The 18,220-nt window shown below is 69.1% G+C and carries 16 protein-coding genes; 9 read left to right on the forward strand and 7 right to left on the reverse strand.

The genetic code is table 11. The annotated features are described in order from the left end of the window. Window positions 1-89: 89 nt before the first annotated feature. On the reverse strand, window positions 90-1,304 hold the full coding sequence (locus AB0I15_RS08480) for an ROK family transcriptional regulator (RefSeq protein WP_358091858.1): 1,215 nt from the start codon (window positions 1,302-1,304) through the stop codon (window positions 90-92). A gap of 222 nt (window positions 1,305-1,526) precedes the next feature. Here AB0I15_RS08480 and AB0I15_RS08485 point away from each other — a divergent pair, with 222 nt between their 5' ends. From AB0I15_RS08485 to AB0I15_RS08495, 3 genes are read left to right on the forward strand one after another with little or no spacing between them, the layout of a single operon-like run. Then, window positions 1,527-3,167, forward strand: coding sequence for an extracellular solute-binding protein (locus tag AB0I15_RS08485; protein WP_358091860.1), 1,641 nt, complete (start codon window positions 1,527-1,529; stop codon window positions 3,165-3,167). A 19-nt stretch (window positions 3,168-3,186) separates the two neighbouring features. After that, window positions 3,187-4,173, forward strand: coding sequence for an ABC transporter permease subunit (locus AB0I15_RS08490; protein WP_358091862.1), 987 nt, complete (start codon window positions 3,187-3,189; stop codon window positions 4,171-4,173). Continuing rightward, window positions 4,170-5,183 (forward strand): carbohydrate ABC transporter permease, encoded by a 1,014-nt coding sequence (locus tag AB0I15_RS08495; protein WP_358091864.1) that lies wholly within the window; start codon window positions 4,170-4,172, stop codon window positions 5,181-5,183. Before AB0I15_RS08490 ends, AB0I15_RS08495 begins: the two co-directional genes overlap by 4 nt. A 146-nt stretch (window positions 5,184-5,329) precedes the next feature. On the opposite strand, the gene AB0I15_RS08500 is transcribed toward AB0I15_RS08495, so the two are convergent. Continuing rightward, window positions 5,330-5,710: a VOC family protein gene (locus tag AB0I15_RS08500; RefSeq protein WP_358092190.1), complete on the reverse strand. Its 381-nt coding sequence runs from the start codon at window positions 5,708-5,710 to the stop codon at window positions 5,330-5,332. Between the two features lie 241 nt (window positions 5,711-5,951). On the opposite strand from AB0I15_RS08500, the gene AB0I15_RS08505 reads away from it, so the two are divergent. The 4 genes from AB0I15_RS08505 (at window position 5,952) to AB0I15_RS08520 (ending at window position 7,988) form a co-directional block, all read left to right on the forward strand. After that, window positions 5,952-6,332 (forward strand): hypothetical protein, encoded by a 381-nt coding sequence (locus AB0I15_RS08505; protein ID WP_358091866.1) that lies wholly within the window; start codon window positions 5,952-5,954, stop codon window positions 6,330-6,332. Further along, window positions 6,307-6,540 carry a hypothetical protein gene (locus AB0I15_RS08510; RefSeq protein WP_358091868.1) on the forward strand — a complete coding sequence of 78 codons (234 nt, stop codon included), beginning with the start codon at window positions 6,307-6,309 and terminating at the stop codon, window positions 6,538-6,540. The genes AB0I15_RS08505 and AB0I15_RS08510 overlap by 26 nt, the downstream gene beginning before the upstream one ends. Next, window positions 6,435-6,806, forward strand: a complete 372-nt coding sequence (locus tag AB0I15_RS08515; protein WP_358092202.1) for a hypothetical protein — start codon at window positions 6,435-6,437, stop codon at window positions 6,804-6,806. Before AB0I15_RS08510 ends, AB0I15_RS08515 begins: the two co-directional genes overlap by 106 nt. A 72-nt stretch (window positions 6,807-6,878) precedes the next feature. Next, window positions 6,879-7,988 (forward strand): acetamidase/formamidase family protein, encoded by a 1,110-nt coding sequence (locus AB0I15_RS08520; protein WP_358091870.1) that lies wholly within the window; start codon window positions 6,879-6,881, stop codon window positions 7,986-7,988. A gap of 128 nt (window positions 7,989-8,116) precedes the next feature. On the opposite strand, the gene AB0I15_RS08525 is transcribed toward AB0I15_RS08520, so the two are convergent. Then, complete coding sequence (locus AB0I15_RS08525; RefSeq protein ID WP_358091872.1) at window positions 8,117-10,807, reverse strand: cellulose binding domain-containing protein; 2,691 nt, start codon at window positions 10,805-10,807, stop codon at window positions 8,117-8,119. Between the two features lie 186 nt (window positions 10,808-10,993). Here AB0I15_RS08525 and AB0I15_RS08530 point away from each other — a divergent pair, with 186 nt between their 5' ends. Beyond that, the gene (locus AB0I15_RS08530) at window positions 10,994-11,761 is read left to right on the forward strand and encodes a 3-oxoacyl-ACP reductase family protein (RefSeq protein WP_358091874.1); all 768 of its coding nucleotides are present in this window, start codon (window positions 10,994-10,996) and stop codon (window positions 11,759-11,761) included. Between the two features lie 49 nt (window positions 11,762-11,810). Next, window positions 11,811-12,236: a hypothetical protein gene (locus AB0I15_RS08535; RefSeq protein ID WP_358092192.1), complete on the forward strand. Its 426-nt coding sequence runs from the start codon at window positions 11,811-11,813 to the stop codon at window positions 12,234-12,236. 93 nt (window positions 12,237-12,329) lie between these two features. Here AB0I15_RS08535 and AB0I15_RS08540 read toward each other — a convergent pair whose 3' ends face one another. The 4 genes from AB0I15_RS08540 to AB0I15_RS08555 all read right to left on the reverse strand — a co-directional run bounded on the left by AB0I15_RS08540 (window position 12,330) and on the right by AB0I15_RS08555 (window position 18,215). Further along, window positions 12,330-15,155 (reverse strand): glycoside hydrolase family 3 C-terminal domain-containing protein, encoded by a 2,826-nt coding sequence (locus AB0I15_RS08540; protein ID WP_358091876.1) that lies wholly within the window; start codon window positions 15,153-15,155, stop codon window positions 12,330-12,332. Window positions 15,156-15,225: 70 nt separating this feature from the next. Continuing rightward, window positions 15,226-16,047, reverse strand: a complete 822-nt coding sequence (locus AB0I15_RS08545) for a carbohydrate ABC transporter permease (protein WP_358091880.1) — start codon at window positions 16,045-16,047, stop codon at window positions 15,226-15,228. Continuing rightward, window positions 16,044-16,907, reverse strand: a complete 864-nt coding sequence (locus tag AB0I15_RS08550) for a sugar ABC transporter permease (protein ID WP_358091882.1) — start codon at window positions 16,905-16,907, stop codon at window positions 16,044-16,046. The genes AB0I15_RS08545 and AB0I15_RS08550 overlap by 4 nt, the downstream gene beginning before the upstream one ends. Beyond that, entirely contained in the window at window positions 16,908-18,215 is a 1,308-nt protein-coding gene (locus AB0I15_RS08555; RefSeq protein WP_358091884.1) for an extracellular solute-binding protein, read from the reverse strand. Window positions 18,216-18,220 lie beyond the last annotated feature (5 nt).

Below are 18,220 nucleotides of genomic sequence, written 5' to 3' on the forward strand. Positions count from 1 at the left end.
AGTGTCGAAGCGCTTCGACGACCGGCCTGGGGAAGTTACGCGGACATTTCGGTGGGTTGACTGAAGGGTGCACGTCCCCGTGACCAAGGTCAAGGGATTCGCGCGAATCCTCCCGGCAATCTTCCCGAATCGATCGAGTCGAGAACGCGGGCCGCGCCCCCCAGCGCGGCGGCGTCGTGACCCAGCGTCGAGGCCACCACCTGGCAGCCACCGGCCTCGGCGGCGATGACGCGGTCGGCCAGCTCCTCCTGGATCGCGGGCAGCAGCCAGGGCGCCAGCGGGACGTAGTAGCCGCCGAGGATCAGCACCTCGGGGTTGAGCAGGTTGACCAGGATCGACACGCCCTTGCCCAGGTTCGCGCCCACGGAGTCGAGCGTGGCCACGGTGCCCGGGTCGCCCGCCCGCGCCAGGCGTACGACCTCCTCGATCTCGACCTGGATCTCCGCCGGTGAGGGGTCCTTGCTCTGGAGCACGGCGCCGATCCCCGCCATGGCCTCCAGACACCCGCGCCGGCCGCAGTGGCACTCGGGGCCTTCGGGGTCGAGCTGGACGTGGCCGATCTCGCCGCTGTAACCGAGGCCGCCGCGCCGGAGCCGGCCGTCCAGGATGACGCCCGCGCCCACGCCGATCTCCCCGGTGAGATAGACCAGGTCGGAGGCCCCCGAATGGGCGCCGAAGCGCTGCTCGGCCAGGGCCGCGAGGTTGGCGTCGTTGTCGACCTGGATCGGGAAGCCGGGATCGCGCAGCGCCTTGGCCAGGTCACCGCCGATGTCGGCGTCGCGCCAGCCGAGGTTGGGCGCGATGCGCACGGTGCCCTGGACGTCGACCAGCCCCGGCACCGCCACGGCCAGGCCGAGCACCTGGCGCTCCTCCTTGGCCATCCGGCTGACCACCCGCCGGACGATGGCCCCGACGCCCGCCATACCCTGGTTGACCGAGTCGCCCGCCGAGAACGAGCGCCGCCACGTCAGCAACCGCTCCCCCGCCAGGCCGGTGGCCACGGCGGAGACGGAGTCGACGTTGATCTCGACCCCGATGGCCGCGTAGGGCGAGCCGTCGAGGACGAGCATCGTGGCCGGCCGGCCGACCCGGTTCTCCGTCAGCCCGGTCTCGCGGACCAGCCGCCGGTCGATGAGGTCCGCGACCAGACTGGACACCGTCGCCTTGTTCAGCCCGGTGGAGGCCGCGATGTCGGCGCGCGAGCACGGGGCGTGCTCGCGGACGAACCGCAGCACGACCGCGAGGTTGGTGGCCCGTACGTCGGCGAAGTCGGCCGGCTGAGGGCCGGTCGTAGAAGTGATCAAAATCAGCCCCGTTCCCGCCAAGAAGTGACCCCAGCATGCCGCATAGCGGGCTCCCTTCACCAACCAGAGACCCGCTCGGCGACGCGCCGCGCGGATCTCTCATTGGCACCAACCTGTGACCATCGAAGCGTCTTGTGGCTACGGTCACAGTCTACTAATTTGTTTGGCCGGAATACCAACTAATTTTCAAAGGCACCCCCCACTCGAAGAAAGGAGCGGGCGATGCCAATCTCCCCGAGTCGCCGCGGGTTCCTCGGCCTGGTCGGAGCGAGCGTTCTGGTCGCGGGCTGCGCCGAGAAGAGACAGGTGTCCAAGGGCACGGCCGTGGCCGCGGACAAGCTCAAGAGCCTGGTTCCGACCAAGATCCCGTTCCAGATCCCCGGACTGAAGCCCGACCTGCCCGGCAGCGAGTTCGTCGCGCCCGGCTTCCTGACCCGCCCGGCCGACATGGTGCAGGCCGTCACCACCAAACCGCTGACCAGCGGCAAGGAGGTGACCGCGATGACGCCGCTGTGGGGCACCGTGCCCCCGGGGCTGGGCGCCAACTCCTACTACGACACCGTCAACGAGCGCCTCGGCGGGACCGTCCGGTTCAACATCTCAGACGGCAACACCTACGGGCAGAAGCTCAGCACGGTCCTGGCCAGCGGCGACGTGCCGGAAATGGTCATGGTCCCGAACTGGGAGCTCATCAAGATCGCCCACTTCACCGAGGCGGCCAACAAGCTCTTCGCCGACCTGTCGCCGTACCTGGCCGGGGACAAGGCCAAGGAGTTCCCGCTGCTGGCCAACTACGACACCGCCGCCTGGCAGTACGGCGTCTTCGGCGGCGTCCTGCAGGGCATCCCGTGGCAGAACGACCCGTTCCCCTTCGCCACCTTCGTCCGCCAGGACATCCTGCAGGAGCTCGGCCTGCAGCACCCCAGGAGCGGCGACGACCTCGTCACGCTCGGCAAGGCGATCACCGACCCCAAGAAGAAGCGTTGGGCGTTCGGCGGCGGCCTGGAGCAGGAGCTCCAGCGGGCCTTCGGGGCGCCGCGCGAGTGGCGCAAGAAGAGCGACGGCACGCTCGAGTACAAGTACGAGACCGCCGAGTGGGCCACCCACATCGAGTTCATGACCAAGCTCTTCGACGCCGGCTACATCCACCCGGACATCGTGGCCAACAAGGACGCCGACAACAAGGGCATCTTCGGCAGCGGCGAGATGATCGTCTACCGTGACGGGCTCGGCGCCTGGCACGAGGCCCTGGGCCGCTTCCAGGCCGACAACCCGAAGTTCGACATGCAGATCGTCGACCCCTACCCCGCGCACGCGGGCGGCACCCCGATCATGTGGCGCAACGAGCCCGCCAGCATGTTCGTCTTCATCAAGAAGGGCCTCGGCGACGCCCGCACCCGCGAGCTGCTCGCGCTGTCCAACTGGGCCTCGGCGCCGTTCGGCACGCAGGAGTACGAGCTGGTCTTCAACGGCGTCGAGGGCAAGCACTACACGATCGACGGCGGCAAGGTGAAGCAGACCGCGCTCGGGCGCAAGGAGGTCGCGCCCACGTACATGTTCCTGTCGGGCCGCCCGAACGCCAACGAGAAGAGCCAGTACGAGGGCCTCGTCCAGAGCCTGTGGGACTGGTCGACCAAGGCGTCGAAGCTCCTGGAGAACGACCCGTTCGTGGGGATCCGGGTGGAGACGCCCTCCAAGATGGCCGGGCTGGCCACGCCCACCGAGGACAAGATGCAGGAGATCTTCCGCGGCAAGCGCCCGGTCTCCGAGTGGCCCAAGATCGTCAAGGAATGGCAGGACCAGGGTGGGAACGAGGCCCGCGAGTTCTACATGAAGGTCGCGCGCGAGAACGGCAGGTTGTAACACCCATGAGGAGTCTCGCATGGGCGCGGTGACCACCAAGCGGCCCGTCCGGCGCGGCGCGTCCCCGTCCGGACCGGCCGCCGCGTCACACGAGCCGACCTGGCGGGCCAAGCTGCGCAGGGACTGGCCCCTGCTGGTCATGAACCTGCCGATGCTGCTGGTCGTCCTGGCCTTCTGGTGGATCCCGGCGCTCGGCAACGTGATCGCCTTCCAGGACTACAACCCCTACACCGACGGCATCCTCGGCAGTCCGATCATCGGCTTCACGAACTTCGCGCTGCTCTTCGAGGACCCCCAGTTCCTGCGCGCGATCGCGAACACCCTGTCGATCACCGCCTTCCAGCTCATCTTCTACTTCCCCGTGCCGATCATGCTGGCGCTGCTGCTGAACAGCCTCGCCTCGGCCCGCCTGAGGGCGTTCGTCCAGGGCGTCGTCTACATGCCGTTCTTCTTCTCCTGGGTGCTGGTCGTGGCCATCTTCCAGCAGATGTTCGGCGGGGCCGGCCTGCTGGCGCAGATCCTGCGGGAGAACGGCCGCGACGCCGTCGACTGGATGACGAACTCCGACACGTTCATCCTGCTCATCACCTCCCAGACCATCTGGAAGGACGCCGGCTGGGGCGCGATCGTCTTCCTGGCCGCGCTGAGCACCATCGACCCCAACCTGTACGAGGCCGCCGCCGTGGACGGAGCCCGCCGGTGGCGGCGCATGTGGCACATCACGCTGCCCGGCCTGCGGCCGGTGATCGTCCTGCTGCTGATCCTGCGGCTCGGCGACGCCCTGAACGTCGGGTTCGAACAGTTCATGCTGCAGCGCAGCGCCGTAGGCAGCTCGGCGTCCGAGGTGTTCGACACGTTCGTCTACTGGTCGGGCCTGCGTACCGGCGACCTCGGGTACGGGGCCGCGGCCGGGCTGTTCAAGGGCCTGGTGGGGCTGCTGCTCATCGTGGCGGCCAACCGGGTGGCGCACGCGTTCGGCGAGCGAGGAGTGTATTCACGGTCATGACGGGACTGACATCCAAGCTCCGCCCCGGAAAACCGACCGGCCCCGGGAAGCAGACGGAGGCCGGCGGCGGGAGGCCGGCGCAGGCCGGCCGCGGGAAGCCGGCCGGGCCCGGCCGTGGGAAGCCGGCGGGGCTGGCGCCCTGGGAGGAACGGCCCTCACCGGTCGGGCAGCTCGGCAAGGGCACGCTGGTGACGCTGATCGTCACGGTCGTGCTCGGGCCGCTCTACACGATCCTCCTGACCAGCCTCAGCTCCTCCGCCACCGTCAACAAGGCGGGCGGGCTCGTCCTCGTGCCGGACGGGATCACGTTCGAGGCGTACCGGCAGATCTTCTCCGACACCGTGGTCAGCCGGGCCGTACTGGTCAGCACCGGCGTGACCGTCGTGGGCACGCTGATCAGCGCCGGGGTGAGCATCCTGGGGGCATATTCGCTGTCGCGCCCCGGCTCGTTCCTGCACCGGCCGCTGCTGTTCAGCGTGCTGCTGATGTTCGTGTTCTTCCCCGGCATCATCCCGGTGTACCTGATGGTGAGCGGGCTGGGCCTGAAGGACAGCTACTGGTCGCTGATCCTGCCGACGGCGATCTCGGCGTTCAACGTGGTGGTGCTGCGCTCGTTCTTCATGAACATCCCCGGGGAGGTCCTGGACAGCGCCCGCATCGACGGGGCCGGCGAGTTCCGCATCCTGTGGCGGATCGTACTGCCGATGTCGAAGGCGGTGACGGCGGTGGTGGCGATGTTCTACGCGGTCGGCTACTGGAACGCGTGGTTCAACGCGATGCTGTACATCGACGACACGCGCAAGTGGCCGCTGGCGCTGATCCTGCGCCAGTACGTGGTGGACTCGAACCCACTGCCGGCGGCGACGGCGGGCGTGACGGGCGACGCACCCCCGACCCTGGCCATCAAGATGGCGATCGTGGTGATCGCCGTGGTCCCGGCCTTGATCATGTACCCGCTGGTGCAACGCCACTTCACCAAGGGCGTGATCGTGGGAGCGGTCAAAGGCTGAAAACGCGCTCCTCACTCGGGCATCCTTCCCAACCCGGCCCACCCGTCACCCGGCTACCGGGCGGGCCGGCGGAACCCCACCTACTTCACGATCACGACCCGCCCGTCGCACCGGGCTCGCGGCAGGCCCCGCGTGGCCGATGGGTGTCAGAGGGGGTTGAGGCGGGCTTTGAGGAGACAGAACTCGTTGCCTTCCGGGTCGGCCAGGACGTGCCACTGCTCCTGCCCCGTCTGGCCGATGTCGGCCCGGCGGGCACCGAGCTTCAGAAGGCGTTCGAGTTCGGCGTCCTGATCGCGGTCGGTGGCGTTGACGTCGATGTGCAGCCGGGATTTCCCCTGCTCCGGCTCATCCCTGCGGCTGAGGATGATCGTCGGCTGCGGACCGCCGAACCCTTCGCGCGGCCCGATCTCCAGCGTGCCGTCGTCCTCGCGATCGAGCACGACGAAGTCCAGGACCTCACACCAGAACCGCGCCAGCACCTCAGGGTCGCGGCAACCGAGCACGAGCTCACTGATACGACATGCCATTGACGAAAACCTCCTCATGGCTCCCAGCAGCCAGAACAATCCCGCGACCGTACCAAACGAGGCCCGCACCGCGTGCACCCGCGGACGAAGAGGAAGCCGCAGACCTCCACGAAACCGGCGTCGATCAGGGGCGGGCGCCTTCTCCGCGGATCTCTGTCAGGGGTGGCGGCTAGCATGCCCACCATGTCCTCCCGATCAGGCGCGGCCCGGAGTCCGTTCCCCGAGGATGCCCTGGTGGGCGTTGGCGTGGACCAGTCGGCCGGCGGGCGACCTGGCGTTCGGCGAGCCGGTGGGGGTGCCACGGACCGGCCGCACCGATCGGGTGTGGGCGATGGCGACCGCGGTCGTGGACGACCGGCCGGTGGCGATCTTCGCCGGTGGCGACAACGGGATCGTACGAGTGTGTGATCTGGTGTCCGGTCAGCGGGTCGGCGAGCCGTTCAGAGGCCACACCGACTGGGTGACGGCGATCGCGACGGCGGTGGTGGAGGGGCGGCCGGTGGCCCTCTCCGGCAGCGACGACCACACGATACGGATGTGGGACCTGTCGTCGGAGCGGCGGGCCGACGAGACCGCCGGCCGTCAGGGTGTGGGACGTGTCCACCGGGAAGCAGGTCGGTGATCCGCTCACCGGGCACACCGACGGGGTCACCGCGGTCGCCACCTCGCCTGTCGGCGGCCGTCCGACACTGGTCACCGGCGGATCCGACAAGGCCGTCCGCGTATGGATCTCGGCTCGGGGACGCGGACGGCCGGGCCGTTCACCGGTCATACCGACGCCGTCCGCATGGCTGCCGTGGTGGCGTTCGATGGTCGGCCGGTGGTCGTGACCGTCGGCCACAACGGCGCCCTCAAGGTGCTCGACCTCACCCCCGACCGGTCGACGACCACCTCCGCCGAGGACCGGGAGGGTGGCTCCGTGCGGCACCTCGCCGTCACCACCATGGGCGACCGGCCGGCCGTGATCATCGCCGGCGACGACGGCACCGTGAAGATCTGGGACGTGGCCACGGGCAACGCCCTCGGCGAACTTCCCACGGAGCAGGAAGCCTGGTTATGCAGCAGGTCGATGACGAGCGGGAAACTCCCGCGATGACGCGGTCCTCTTGACAGCCGGGAGGGCCGGGCAGAGCGTGGCGATCACACGCGTCGTCTGAGGGGGCCCGCCATGGCCGTACACGAGATCCGCATCAACCCCGCCCTCCCCCTTCGCGACGAGCCCGGCACCGGCCACAACCGCTGGCATCCGGACATCCCGCCCGTCGTACGCTGCGAGCCCGGCGACGAGGTCGTCATGGAGACCAGAGACGCCTTCGACGGCCAGATGGGCCCGGACGCCACGCTGAAGACCGTCGAGGCCCCTGACCTCGACGTGGTGCACCCGCTCACCGGCCCCGTGTACGTGGAGGGCGCGCAGCCCGGCGACCTGCTGGAGATCGAGATCATCGAGGTCGCCCCGGCCGGCTACGGCTACACCGTGCAGGTGCCCGGCTTCGGGTTCCTGCGCGATGTGTTCCCCGAGCCGTTCATCGTGCGCTGGCGGCTCGCGGAGGGCTGGGCGGAGTCGGAGGACCTGCCGGGGGTGCGGATCCCGGCGGCGCCGTTCATGGGCACGATCGGGCTGTCACCCGGGCACGCCTCGCTGGCCAGGATCACCGCGCGCGAGCAGGCGGCGCTCGAACGCGGCGGTTTCGTGCTGCCGCCCTCCCCCGCCGGGGCCGTGCCCGCCGTCACGGGGGCCACGGGGCTGCGGACGATCCCGCCGCGCGAGCAGGCGGGCAACGTCGACATCAAGCAACTCGGGGCCGGGACCCGGCTGTACGTGCCGGTGGACACGCCCGGGGCGCTGTTCTCCGCCGGGGACGCCCACTTCGCGCAGGGCGACTGCGAGGCGTGCGGGACGGCCATCGAGATGAACGCCACGCTCCGGGTGCGCTTCAGGGTGCACGCCGGGGAGGCGGCGGCGAAGGGCATCAGGGGGCCGCGGTTCGCGCGGACGGACTACTGGGTGGCGGCGCCGTTCGCGGCCCCGCGCCGGTTCTACGCCACCACCGGGATGTCGGTGAGCCGGGACGGCGAGGTGGTGGCCGAGGACGCGACGCTGGCGGCCCGCAACGCGCTGCTGGAGATGATCGACCATCTCGGGGACCGGGGGTGGAGCGCGCAGCAGGCGTACGCGATCTGCAGCGTCGCCGTCGACCTCAAGGTCAGCCAGCTCGTGGACGTGCCCAGCTTCCTGGTGTCGGCCTTCCTGCCGGAGGACATCTTCGTCGGCTAGCCCGCTCAGAAGCGCCGTCGGCGTTCCGGGACGGCCGGGCGGGATCCCTGAACGGCTTGGCCGTCGAGACGATGAGAGGCGCCGCCCGCAGCTCCCAATGCGGGCGGCGCCTCCCCTTGTTCCGCGGGTTAGACCGGGGTGCAGGTGAGGGTCGCGGGTGGGGTGTTGGTGCCGGTGTGGCTGCCGTTGAAGCCGAACGACGTCGTCGCCCCGGCCGCCACGTTGCCGTTGTAGCCGGCGTTCGTGACCGTGACGCTGGTGCCCGTCTGGGTCTGGGTGCCACCCCAGATGTTGGTGATCTTCTGGTCACCCGGCCAGGTCCACGTCGCCCGCCAGCCGGTGATCGGCGCGGAGCCGGTGTTCCTGACGGTGACGTTCGCCTGGAAGCCGCCCGGCCACGAGTTGCCGGGTGCGTACGTGGCCGTGCAGCCGGTGCCGGTCGTCGGGGTGACGGTCGGAGTGACGGTGGGCGTCACGGTGGGCGTCACCGTCGGGGTGACCGTCGGGGTGACGGTGGGCGTGGGGGTGACCGTCACGGGCGGGCCGGTGCGGTCGCCGTAGATGATGCCGCGGCCGTTCGTGCCCAGGTAGACGCGGCCGTACACGCGCGGGTCGCCGGTCAGCGCCTCGCCCATGTTGCCCCACTGGTGCTTGTCGTCGTTGATGCGGACCCAGCCGCCGCCGCCGTTGTCGGAGCGGTACAGGCCGGTGACGCCGTCGATCGTGGCGACCGCGAAGACCGCCAGGTACGTCCCCCCTGGCGCCGCCTTGCCGAAGCCGACGTTCACCGAGCTCGTGACCCCGGACACCTTCGTGAAGGCCGCCCCGCTGTTGGTCGAGTGCCACAGGCCGCCCTCGCCGGCCAGCCAGAGGTCGCCCTCGACGCCGGGCACGGCCTTGAACTTGGTGGCGGTCGCGGGCAGGCCCGTGGCGGCGGTGGCGGTGAAGGTGGCGCCGCCGTTCGTGCTGACGTACAGGCGGCCGCCGCTGAGGCCGTAGAACTTCATCGGGTCGACCCGGTCGGACTCGACGGTGGCACCGGTGGGCAGGCCGGAGGCCGTCTGCCAGGAGTTTCCGTAGCCGACCGAGTAGACGGGGGTCACGCCCTTGGGGGCCCAGACGAAGCGGGAGCCGTCGGCCGCCGCGGCGACCGTGCCGCCCTCGTTGACGCCGCCCGGCTCCGTGCCCTGGAACCAGTTCGCGCCGCCGTCGGTGGAGAAGGCGACGTGGCTGTCGTTCGGGCGGTCGGCGTCGGTGAAGTTGCCCGCCCTGACCATGATCGAGGGGGATCTCTCCGCGTAGTCCAGGCTGGTGGTGGAGGTGAAGTTCGGGGCGGTGAACATCATCGACGGCACCGCGTCCAGGTTGGTGTGGCGGAAGCCGGCGATGTCCCCCAGGCCGCTGACCAGGGGCGCGCCGCTGGGCGGGCTGATGAGGTCGAGGACCGCGGTCTCTTCCAGGCCCTTGGCCATGGGCCTGATGGTGAACTGGCCGCCCGAGTCCCATTGGGTGAGGTTCTCGGTGCCGTAGACCGTCGCGCCGGTGCCGTACATCATGCGGTTGGAGTCGAACGGGTCGATCTCCAGCGACTCCGTCATCCAGCCGAGCTTGGGCGTGACCTCGGGCGGCTGCGGGTTGGTGCCGAAGGTCAGCCACGGGTTCTCGGTGACGTTCATCGTGTAGCGGAAGCTGCGGTTCGGGTACGACGTCCAGTCCCACACCCGGGTCCACGTGGCGCCGGAGTCGGTGGAGCGGAAGAAGATGACGTCCGGCCACCACGAGATCTGCGTGGCCACCATGATCGTGGCCGGGTCCTGCCGGTCGATGGTCAGGCCGCTGTAGCCGAAGTAGTCGTCGGCGCTGGAGGACGGGATGGGGCTGATCTGGGTCCAGGCGCCGGTCGCGGTGGCGTAGCGCCACACGTCGCCCTTGGCCCCGTCGTACGGGCCGCCGGTGTCGCTGGTCGCGAGGTAGAGGTAGCCGTTGACCGTGTCGAGCACGCCCTTGTGCGCCAGGTATCCGGTGGGCTGGCCGGCCAGCCGCGACCAGGTGGCGCCCCCGTCCGTGGTGCGGTAGACGGTGTTGTCCTTGTCGGCGACGCCCACGTAGATGGTCCGGGTGGCGGCGCCCGCGCTGGACGAGCGCTTGTCGTAGGTCACCCAGACCACACCGGGCCGGTGGCTCAGGTAGCCGTTGGGGTCGCTCGGGTCCTGGGCGTAGTTGCCGGCGTTGGGGAAGCTCGTCACCTTCGACCAGGTGGCGCCGTAGTCGGTGCTGCGCCACAGGCCGTTGCCGTTGGGGGCGCCGAAGTAGAGGACCCGGTTGTCGTTCGGGTCGACCGACAGCGCCTCGCCCATGCCGCGGCCGGGCATGTTGCCGCCCAGCTTGAACGGCAGCGCGGTGACCTGCCAGGTGTCGCCCTTGTCCGTCGAGCGCAGGATGGCGCCGTTGTTGGGGTCCCAGCTATTGGTGTACATGCCGACGGCGGCGTACACGCGGTTGGTCTGCACGGGGTCGGTGGCCAGGCTGATCACGCCGTTGTAGCCCCATTTGTCCCAGCCCACCCAGTCGAGCAGGGGCGTCCAGGACCTGGTGGACTGGCTCCACCGGTACGCGCCGCCGATGTCGGTCCGGGCGTAGATGAGGTTGCGCTCCGTCGGATTGAAGATGATCCCTGGCACGAAGCCGCCGCCGTCGATCCGGACGTTCTTGTACGCGTACGGATCCGAGGCGACCGCCGAGACCGGCGACATCCGCACGACGGCCGCCACGAGCAGGACGGCGGCGGTCGTGAGCATGACGAATAATCTTCTTCGCATGCGCGGCTCTTCCTTTCCAGGCACGCCAGCAGGCGCCCCAAAGGCGTCAGATGACCGCCATGCACGAGCAGAATGCAGGACCCTGACCGTCGCCGCGCCTTCGCGCATGAGCTTTCCTCTGAAGGCTCACACAACCGCGCATCGAAGGTCAATAGTTTGGACACACAACGAATTAAGGGGCAGAGCATGGACTATCCCGAGTTCCGGGTGGACGGGAAGATCGCGCTGGTCACAGGGGCCGCACGGGGTCTCGGCAGGGCCATCTGCCTGGCGCTGGCCAACGCGGGAGCCGACGTCGTACTGGGCCTGCGGGACGTCAACGAGGACGGCGGGCTGGCCGGCGAGATCGAGCGGCTGGGACGGGCCGCGCTGCCCGTCCAGATGGACATGACCGAGCCCGCCCAGATCGCCGGCGCGGTCCGGGCCGCGACGGAGCGGTTCGGCCGGATCGACCTCCTCGTCAACAACGCCGGCGTCGCGCCCGGCAACCCGGCCGAGGACGTGACCGAGGCGGACTTCGACCGCACGCTACAGGTCAATCTCAAGGGCACGTTCCTGGCCAGTCAGGCCGCCGGGCGCGTCATGATCGGGCAGGGACACGGCCGGATCGTCAACGTCGGCTCACAGGCGGGCGAGGTGGCCCTGCCCGGCGAAGCCGTCTACTGCATGACGAAGGCGGCCATCGCCCATCTCACCCGCTGCCTCGCCGTCGAATGGGGCCCGCACGGCATCACCGTGAACAACGTGGCCCCGACCTTCATCCGCACCCCGGGCACCGAGCCGGCCCTGTCCGACCCGGCGTTCGAGGCCGACGTCATCGAGCGCATCGCGGCGCTGCACCGCATCGGCGAGCCCATGGACGTCGCCGGAGCCGTGCTCTTCCTGGCCTCACCGGCGGCCTCCCTGATCACTGGGCACACGCTGGTCATCGACGGCGGTTGGACGATTCGCTGACGAAACGGCCGCCCAGAGGGCGATGGCGATGTAGAGGACCTGCTCGGGAATCCGCTGCCACAGCGGCGACGGGAGGCCGACCCCGGCCACGGCGGCGTGGACGTTGGCCGGCAGCAGCAGCACGAACAGCAGCGCCAGGCAGATCCCGGCGGCCCAGCGGGTCCGCCCGAGCACGAGACCCACCGCCCCGGCCAGTTCGAGCACGCCCGTCAGATACACCATGAACAGCGGGAACGGCACGAACGGCGGCACCATGGCGACCATGTCGGCACTGGTGGGCATGAACGTGACGCCGGCCGGGACGAAGTGGGCGCTGGCCGTCATGACGAGCATGACGGCCAGCCCGTGGGCGGCGCTGATCCGCCAGGTGCCGAACCGGGCCACGCCCAGCAGGCCCAGCAGCCGGAACACCAGCGTGGCCACCAGTAGAACGATCAGGGTCATCACCACTCCATTGGATAGCAGCACTATCTGACTATTGGATAACACTACTACCCAATGGAGGATTCCGTGGCGGCCACGCCATGCCCGCGGCCGCCACGGAGCTCATCGAACGGTCATCGGGCCGCTATCGGGCCAAGGAGAAGTCCTTGATCCGCAAATCGCCCTTGAACACCACGTACAGGCTCCCCTTGCCCGCCACGGCGGCGGCGCTCGTGGTGCCGTACTGGTAGATGCCGCCCGTGGCGGGCACCTGCGCGGTCGCGAGCAGTCGCCCGGCCGGCGAGCCCGAGCGCAGCTCGATGGACCCGCCGCTCACCGACGCCACCGCGGCGGTGAAGCGGGAGCCGTACGCGGCGCCGGTGAAGGAGATCCAGTCGCCCGCCGAGCCCTCCACTACCTCGCCGCCGCTCTTGGCCTCGTCGGCGAACGCGACGCCCGAGTAGTCGTCGAAGTCCATCGCCCGGGTCGTCCTGGTCAGGTCGCGCACGGGGATGCTCTCGCCGGTCACGCGCAGCGTGGTGGACTGGCGGATCCTGTCGGAGGCCGAGCCGACGAGGACGTCGTGGGTGGCGGTCTCGACGGCCCACTTGTTCCGCGTGTAGTCCCAGACGGCCAGGTCGGCGCGCTTCAGCGGGATGGTGACCGTACGTGTCTCGCCCGGGTTCAGCGTGACCCGCTGGAACCCGCGCAGTTGCTTGACCGGCTGCGTGAAGCGGGAGTCGCGCTGGTGGGTGTAGAGCTGGACCACCTCGTCGCCCTTGGCCCGGCCGGTGTTGGTGACCTTGACGCTCACCTTCTCGCCCTGGACGCTCAGCCCCTGGTACGCGAACGAGCTGTAACTCAGCCCGTGCCCGAAGGCGTAGAGCGGCTTGGACCTCCCGTACAGGTACGTCATCCCGGTCTTGGCCAGGTCGTAGTCCAGGATGCTCGGGAGCTGGTCGCTCGCCGGCCAGGTCTGGGTGAGCCGGCCGGCCGGGTTGACGTCGCCGAACAGCACGTCGGCGATGGCGTGCCCGGTCTCCGCGCCCGCGTGCGTGCTCCACAGCAGCGTCGGCGCGTCCACGATGACCGGGTAGCTGGTCTCCAGGACGACCACCGTGCGCGGGTTGGCCTTGCGCACGGCCTCGATCAGCCGCCGCTGGCCCTCGCCGAGCTGCAGGTTGTCACGGTCGTGGAACTCGCGGCCGGCCACGAACGGGTGGCTGCCCACCACGACGACCGCGACCTCGGCCCTGGCGGCCTGCGCGGCGGCCTCGGCCACGCCGTCGGAGACGACCTCCTTGGCGAACTTCGCCGCCTGCGCCTTGGGCACCAGGCCGAGCGTGCCGTCGGCGGAGACGCCCACGTACGCGTCGGGCAGGCCGAACCAGCTCTCGACCGTCTCGTAACCGGCGTACCTGATGAGGTGGGAGCCGTCGGACTGCCTCTCGAGGGCGAACTGCTGGGAGACGTACCAGCCGTCGGGCTCGGCGTCGTCGGTGTCGAGCGAGCGCCAGTCGCCGCCCAGCAGCCGGCCGTTGCCCGCGTTGCGCAGCGTGGACACGCCGCCGGTCCAGTCGGTCAGGTCCCACTGCGAGGCCGCGCCGGGAGCCGTGTCGATCAGCCCGGCGTTGGCGTCGGGCCCGGTGCCGGTGGCGGTGATGTACTTGCCGGAGGCCACGTGCTTGAGCGCGATCCGCTCCAGCCCCTGGCCGGTGGTCACGTCGCCGACCCGCTCCTTGATCCCGTCGAGCGGCGTCACCTGGTACGGCAACTGCCCCGAGTACCAGTCCCGGTACAACTTCCCGGACAGCGGCCCGACCACGGCCGCCGACGCGGGCTTGGCCAGCGGCAGCACCCCGGAGTTGCGCAACAGCACGGCCGCCTTGCCCGCCGTCTCCCGGTTGAGCTTCTTGTTCGCGGCGCTGTTGATCACGTCGGCCGTGATCTTCTTGTACGGCCCGCCGTCCGGATCGAAGTGCCCGAGCCGCGTCCGGATGGACAGCACGCCGCGTACCGACTTGTCCACGTCCGCCACGGTGATGCGGCCCTGGTCGAGCGCGGCCTTCAGGTTCGTGACCATGGGCCCGATGTCGCTGCCGTCGATCGTGAAGCTGTCGAGCCCCGCCTTCAGCACGGCCGCGAACGCCTCGGGCTTGTTGTCGTAGTACCGCTCGAGGTCGGTGAGCGCGTGCGGCCCCCAGGCGTCGCTGGGGTTGTAGAGCGTCTTGTCGGTCCACGACCTGACCGCGGTGTTCAGGTCGGGGTTGACGTGGTTGGGCCGCCCGTTGACCAGGTTGTACGACGCCATCACCCCGGTCGCGGCGTCGGCCGAGATGGCCGCCTTGAACGCCGGCTCGTAGTACTCGTGCTTGAGCTTCGGCGTCAGGTTGGAGGAGGTCAGGCTCCGGTTGGTCTCGTTGTTGTAGGCCAGGTAGTGCTTCAGCACGGGTGCGGCCTTGAGGTAGAAGGGATCGTCACCCTGCAGCCCCTTGCCGTACGCCGTCGAGATGGCCCCGGTCAGCAGCGGGTCCTCCGAGTAGCCCTCCTCGTTGCGGCCCGCGCGCGGGTCGCGGATCAGGTCGACCACGGGGGCCCACACCTGCAGCCCCCACAGGATCGGATCGACGGCGTTGTACCCGCGGGTCTCGTCTCCGACCGCCGAGCCGACCTTCTTGATCAGCGCCGGGTCCCAGGTGCTGGCCAGGCCCACCGCCTGCGGGAACACGGTGCCGCTGGCGAACTTCTGGTTCCAGTTGTCGTTGAGGTGGTTCGACCACGCGACGCCGTGCAGGGCCTCGGTGCCGTTCTTGTGGTAGGCGATGCCGAGCCGGGGGATCGCCGGCTGCGACTGGTGCAGCAGGCTCAGCTTCTCGTCCAGCGTGAGCCGGCCGAGCAGGTCGTTCACCCGCTGCTCCAGCGGCAGGGCCGGGTTCTGGAAGGGGTGGGCGGCGGCCTGCGCGGGTGGCACGGCGAGCAGCGAGGCCGCCAGGGTGAGAGTCGCTAATAACGGGATTTTTCGCATTTTGGAGGGTTCTCCATCACTTGATGGCGCCGACCGTCACACCTCGGGTCAGCGTGCGCTGGAAGATCAGGAAGAAGGCGACCGCCGGCGCGACGCCGAGCAGGGCCGAGGCGCTGGACATGGTGGCGTCCATGTACCTCTCGCCCTGAAGGACACCGAGCGCCACGGGCACCGTCTGGGTGTCGTTCGAGATCAGGAAGATCAGCGGCAGGAAGAACTCGTTCCAGGTCCAGATGAAGAAGAAGATCAGCAGGACGTTGATCGTGGGCCGGCTGATCGGCACCACGATCCGCCAGAGCGAGCGCAGCCGCCCCGCGCCGTCGATGGCCGCCGCCTCCAGGATCTCCTTCGGGAACTGGCCCAGCACCGCGCTCAGCAGGTACGTGCCGAACGCCGCCTGGATCGCCGTCATGATGATGATCACGGCGAGCTGGGTGTCGTACAGATCGACGGCCTTGGCCAGGTAGTACAGCGGATAGGCCAGCGCCTCCTGCGGCAGCGTGTTGGCCACCAGGAACAGCACGAGGATCCACAGCCGGCCCTTCACCCTGCCGATGCCCAGCGCGTACGCGTTGAGCACCGACAGCACGACCGCGAGCACCGCCACGGACGCGCTGATGACGAAGCTGTTCCAGAGCTTCGTGCCGAACTCCACCCGGTTCCAGAAGTCGATGATCCCCTGGAGGTAGAGCCCGTCGGGCAGGCTGAGCGGCCCGTTCGAGCTGTACTCGGCCGGCGACTTGACCGCGTTGATCGTCACGATCGCGAACGGGAAGATCATCACGACCGCCAGCACGACCAGCGCGAACAGCACCGCCCAGCGTCCGGGGCTCCTCACTGCTCACGCTCCTGGACCCGCAGGAACAGGAACGTGACCACGATGATGATCAGCGCCAGCACCGTGGCGATCGCCGACCCGTACCCGACGTTGCTCTTCTGGAAGAAGTTCAGGTACGAGAAGTACGACGGCACCATCGTCGCGTTCCCGGGCCCTCCGCGGGTCAGCACGAAGATCGGCCCGAACACCTTCAGCGCGGCGATCGTGCACGTCAGCAGCACCACGAAGATCTCCGGCCGGATCTGCGGGATCGTGATGTGCCAGAACCTGCGCCCCCACGAGGCCCCGTCGATCTCGGCCGCCTCGTAGTAGGAGGGGTCCACCCGCTGCAGCCCGGCCATGAAGATCACGACCGGGTAGCCGAGCTGGAACCAGACCATGACCGCCATGACCGTGGCCAGCGCCAGGTCGGGGTCGCCGAGCCAGTCGAGGTCCAGGCCGAAGATCTGGTTGACGGCGCCGTACGACGGGTGCAGCATCCAGCCCCACACCACGCCGGCCACGGCCACCGGCAGCACCTGCGGCAGGTAGTACATCGCGCGCAGCGCGGAGGCCGTCCGCGTCCCGAACCGCTTGCCGATGTAGTCGAACAGGGCGGCCGCCAGCACGAGACCGATCGCGGTCGGCACAATGGCCATGGCCACGACCAGGCCCACGTTGTGCTGGAACGACTGCCAGAACCGCTCGTCCGCCAGCAGCCTGGTGTAGTTGTCGAGCCCGATCCACCGGGGCGTGCCCACCCCCGACCAGCGGGTGAAGCTCGCGCCCACGTTCATCAGGAACGGCACGACGATGACGGCCAGGAACAGCAGCAGACTGGGGATCAGGTAGAGCCAGTATCCCCTCGTGCGCACTCTCATCTAGTTGCCAATGTCGGCGAGGTTGTCCTCGTACGGCTTGGCGATCTCGTCCAGCACCTGGGCAGAGGTCTTGCTGCCGTTGATGAGGTTCTGGACCCCGGCCACCAGCACGTCGTAGTAGCCCGGCGCCGGCCAGTCGGGGTAGAAGGCCAGGCCGTCGGCGGCGGTGAGCTTGTTGAAGCTCTCGATGAGCTCCTTGCTCTTGGCGTCGGTGATCGCGGCCGGGTCGGCGGCCACGGGGACGCCGCCGGAGTTGCCGAGCAGGTTCTGGATGTCCTTGCTCATCGTGACGTCGATGAAGTCGTAGGCCAGGTCCTTGTTCTCCGACTTCTCGGGCACGACCCAGATGTTGCCGCTCGAACCGGGCGACATGGTGGCGCCGGGGAACAGGAAGTGGCCCCACTCGAAGTTCTTGATCTCCGAGGCGAAGCGGCCGTACCACCAGCTTCCGCTGATCACGATGGGGAACTCGCCCTTCATGAACGCCACGCCCATGTCCTCGGCCTTGAGCCCGCTCGACTTCTTGTCCAGGTAGCCCTTCTTCACCCAGTCGGCGAACGTGTCGGCGCCGTAGGTGAACTCGGGACCGTGGAAGTCGACCTTGCCCTTGTAGGACTGGAACGCGTCCAGCCACGGCTTCTGCGCCTTGGAGAGCGCGAGCTGGTAGACGATCTGCTGCGCCGGGTATTCGGCGCCGGCGTTCGCGATGGGGGTCATCCCGGCCTTGACGAACGTGTCCAGCGCCGCCGTGAACTGCTCGAACGTCGTCGGGACCTCGACCTTGTGCTTGGCGAACAGGTCCTTGTTGTAATAGACCATCACGAACTCGCCGTAGTTCGGCACGCCGAACCACTTCCCGGTGCCCATCACGCCCCGGTCGTCATATTTGGCCGTGGTCTGCAGGCCGCCCGGCAGCAGTTTGTCCCAGCCCCGCTTGGTGGCCTCCTCGCTCAGATCCGTGAGCAGGCCCTGCTTGGACAGCAGCCCGGCCGTGGCGTTGCCCTTGTTGTACTCCATGATGTCGGGCGCCTCGTCCGAGTTGAGCACCATGCTGGCCGTCTTCTGGATCTGTTCGAAGCCCTTCTCCTCGAACTTGACGGTGACGTTCGGGTGCGACGCCTCGAACTTCTTGATCGCCTCGGCCCACGCCTTGCCCATGGCGCTTTCGGCGCTCTCGTAGTGCCAGAGCTTCAATACGCGCGGCTGGGTGCCGCTCGGGCTCGGGGCCCCCGAGCCGGAGCTCGAGCCACAGGCCGACAGCGCGAGCGCGGCGGCGGCCAGCACCGCGGCGCCTCTTAGTTTGACCATGATCC

Origin of the sequence: Nonomuraea sp. NPDC050643 (assembly GCF_040654715.1) — a bacterium.
In the GTDB taxonomy this organism is placed as follows: domain Bacteria; phylum Actinomycetota; class Actinomycetes; order Streptosporangiales; family Streptosporangiaceae; genus Nonomuraea.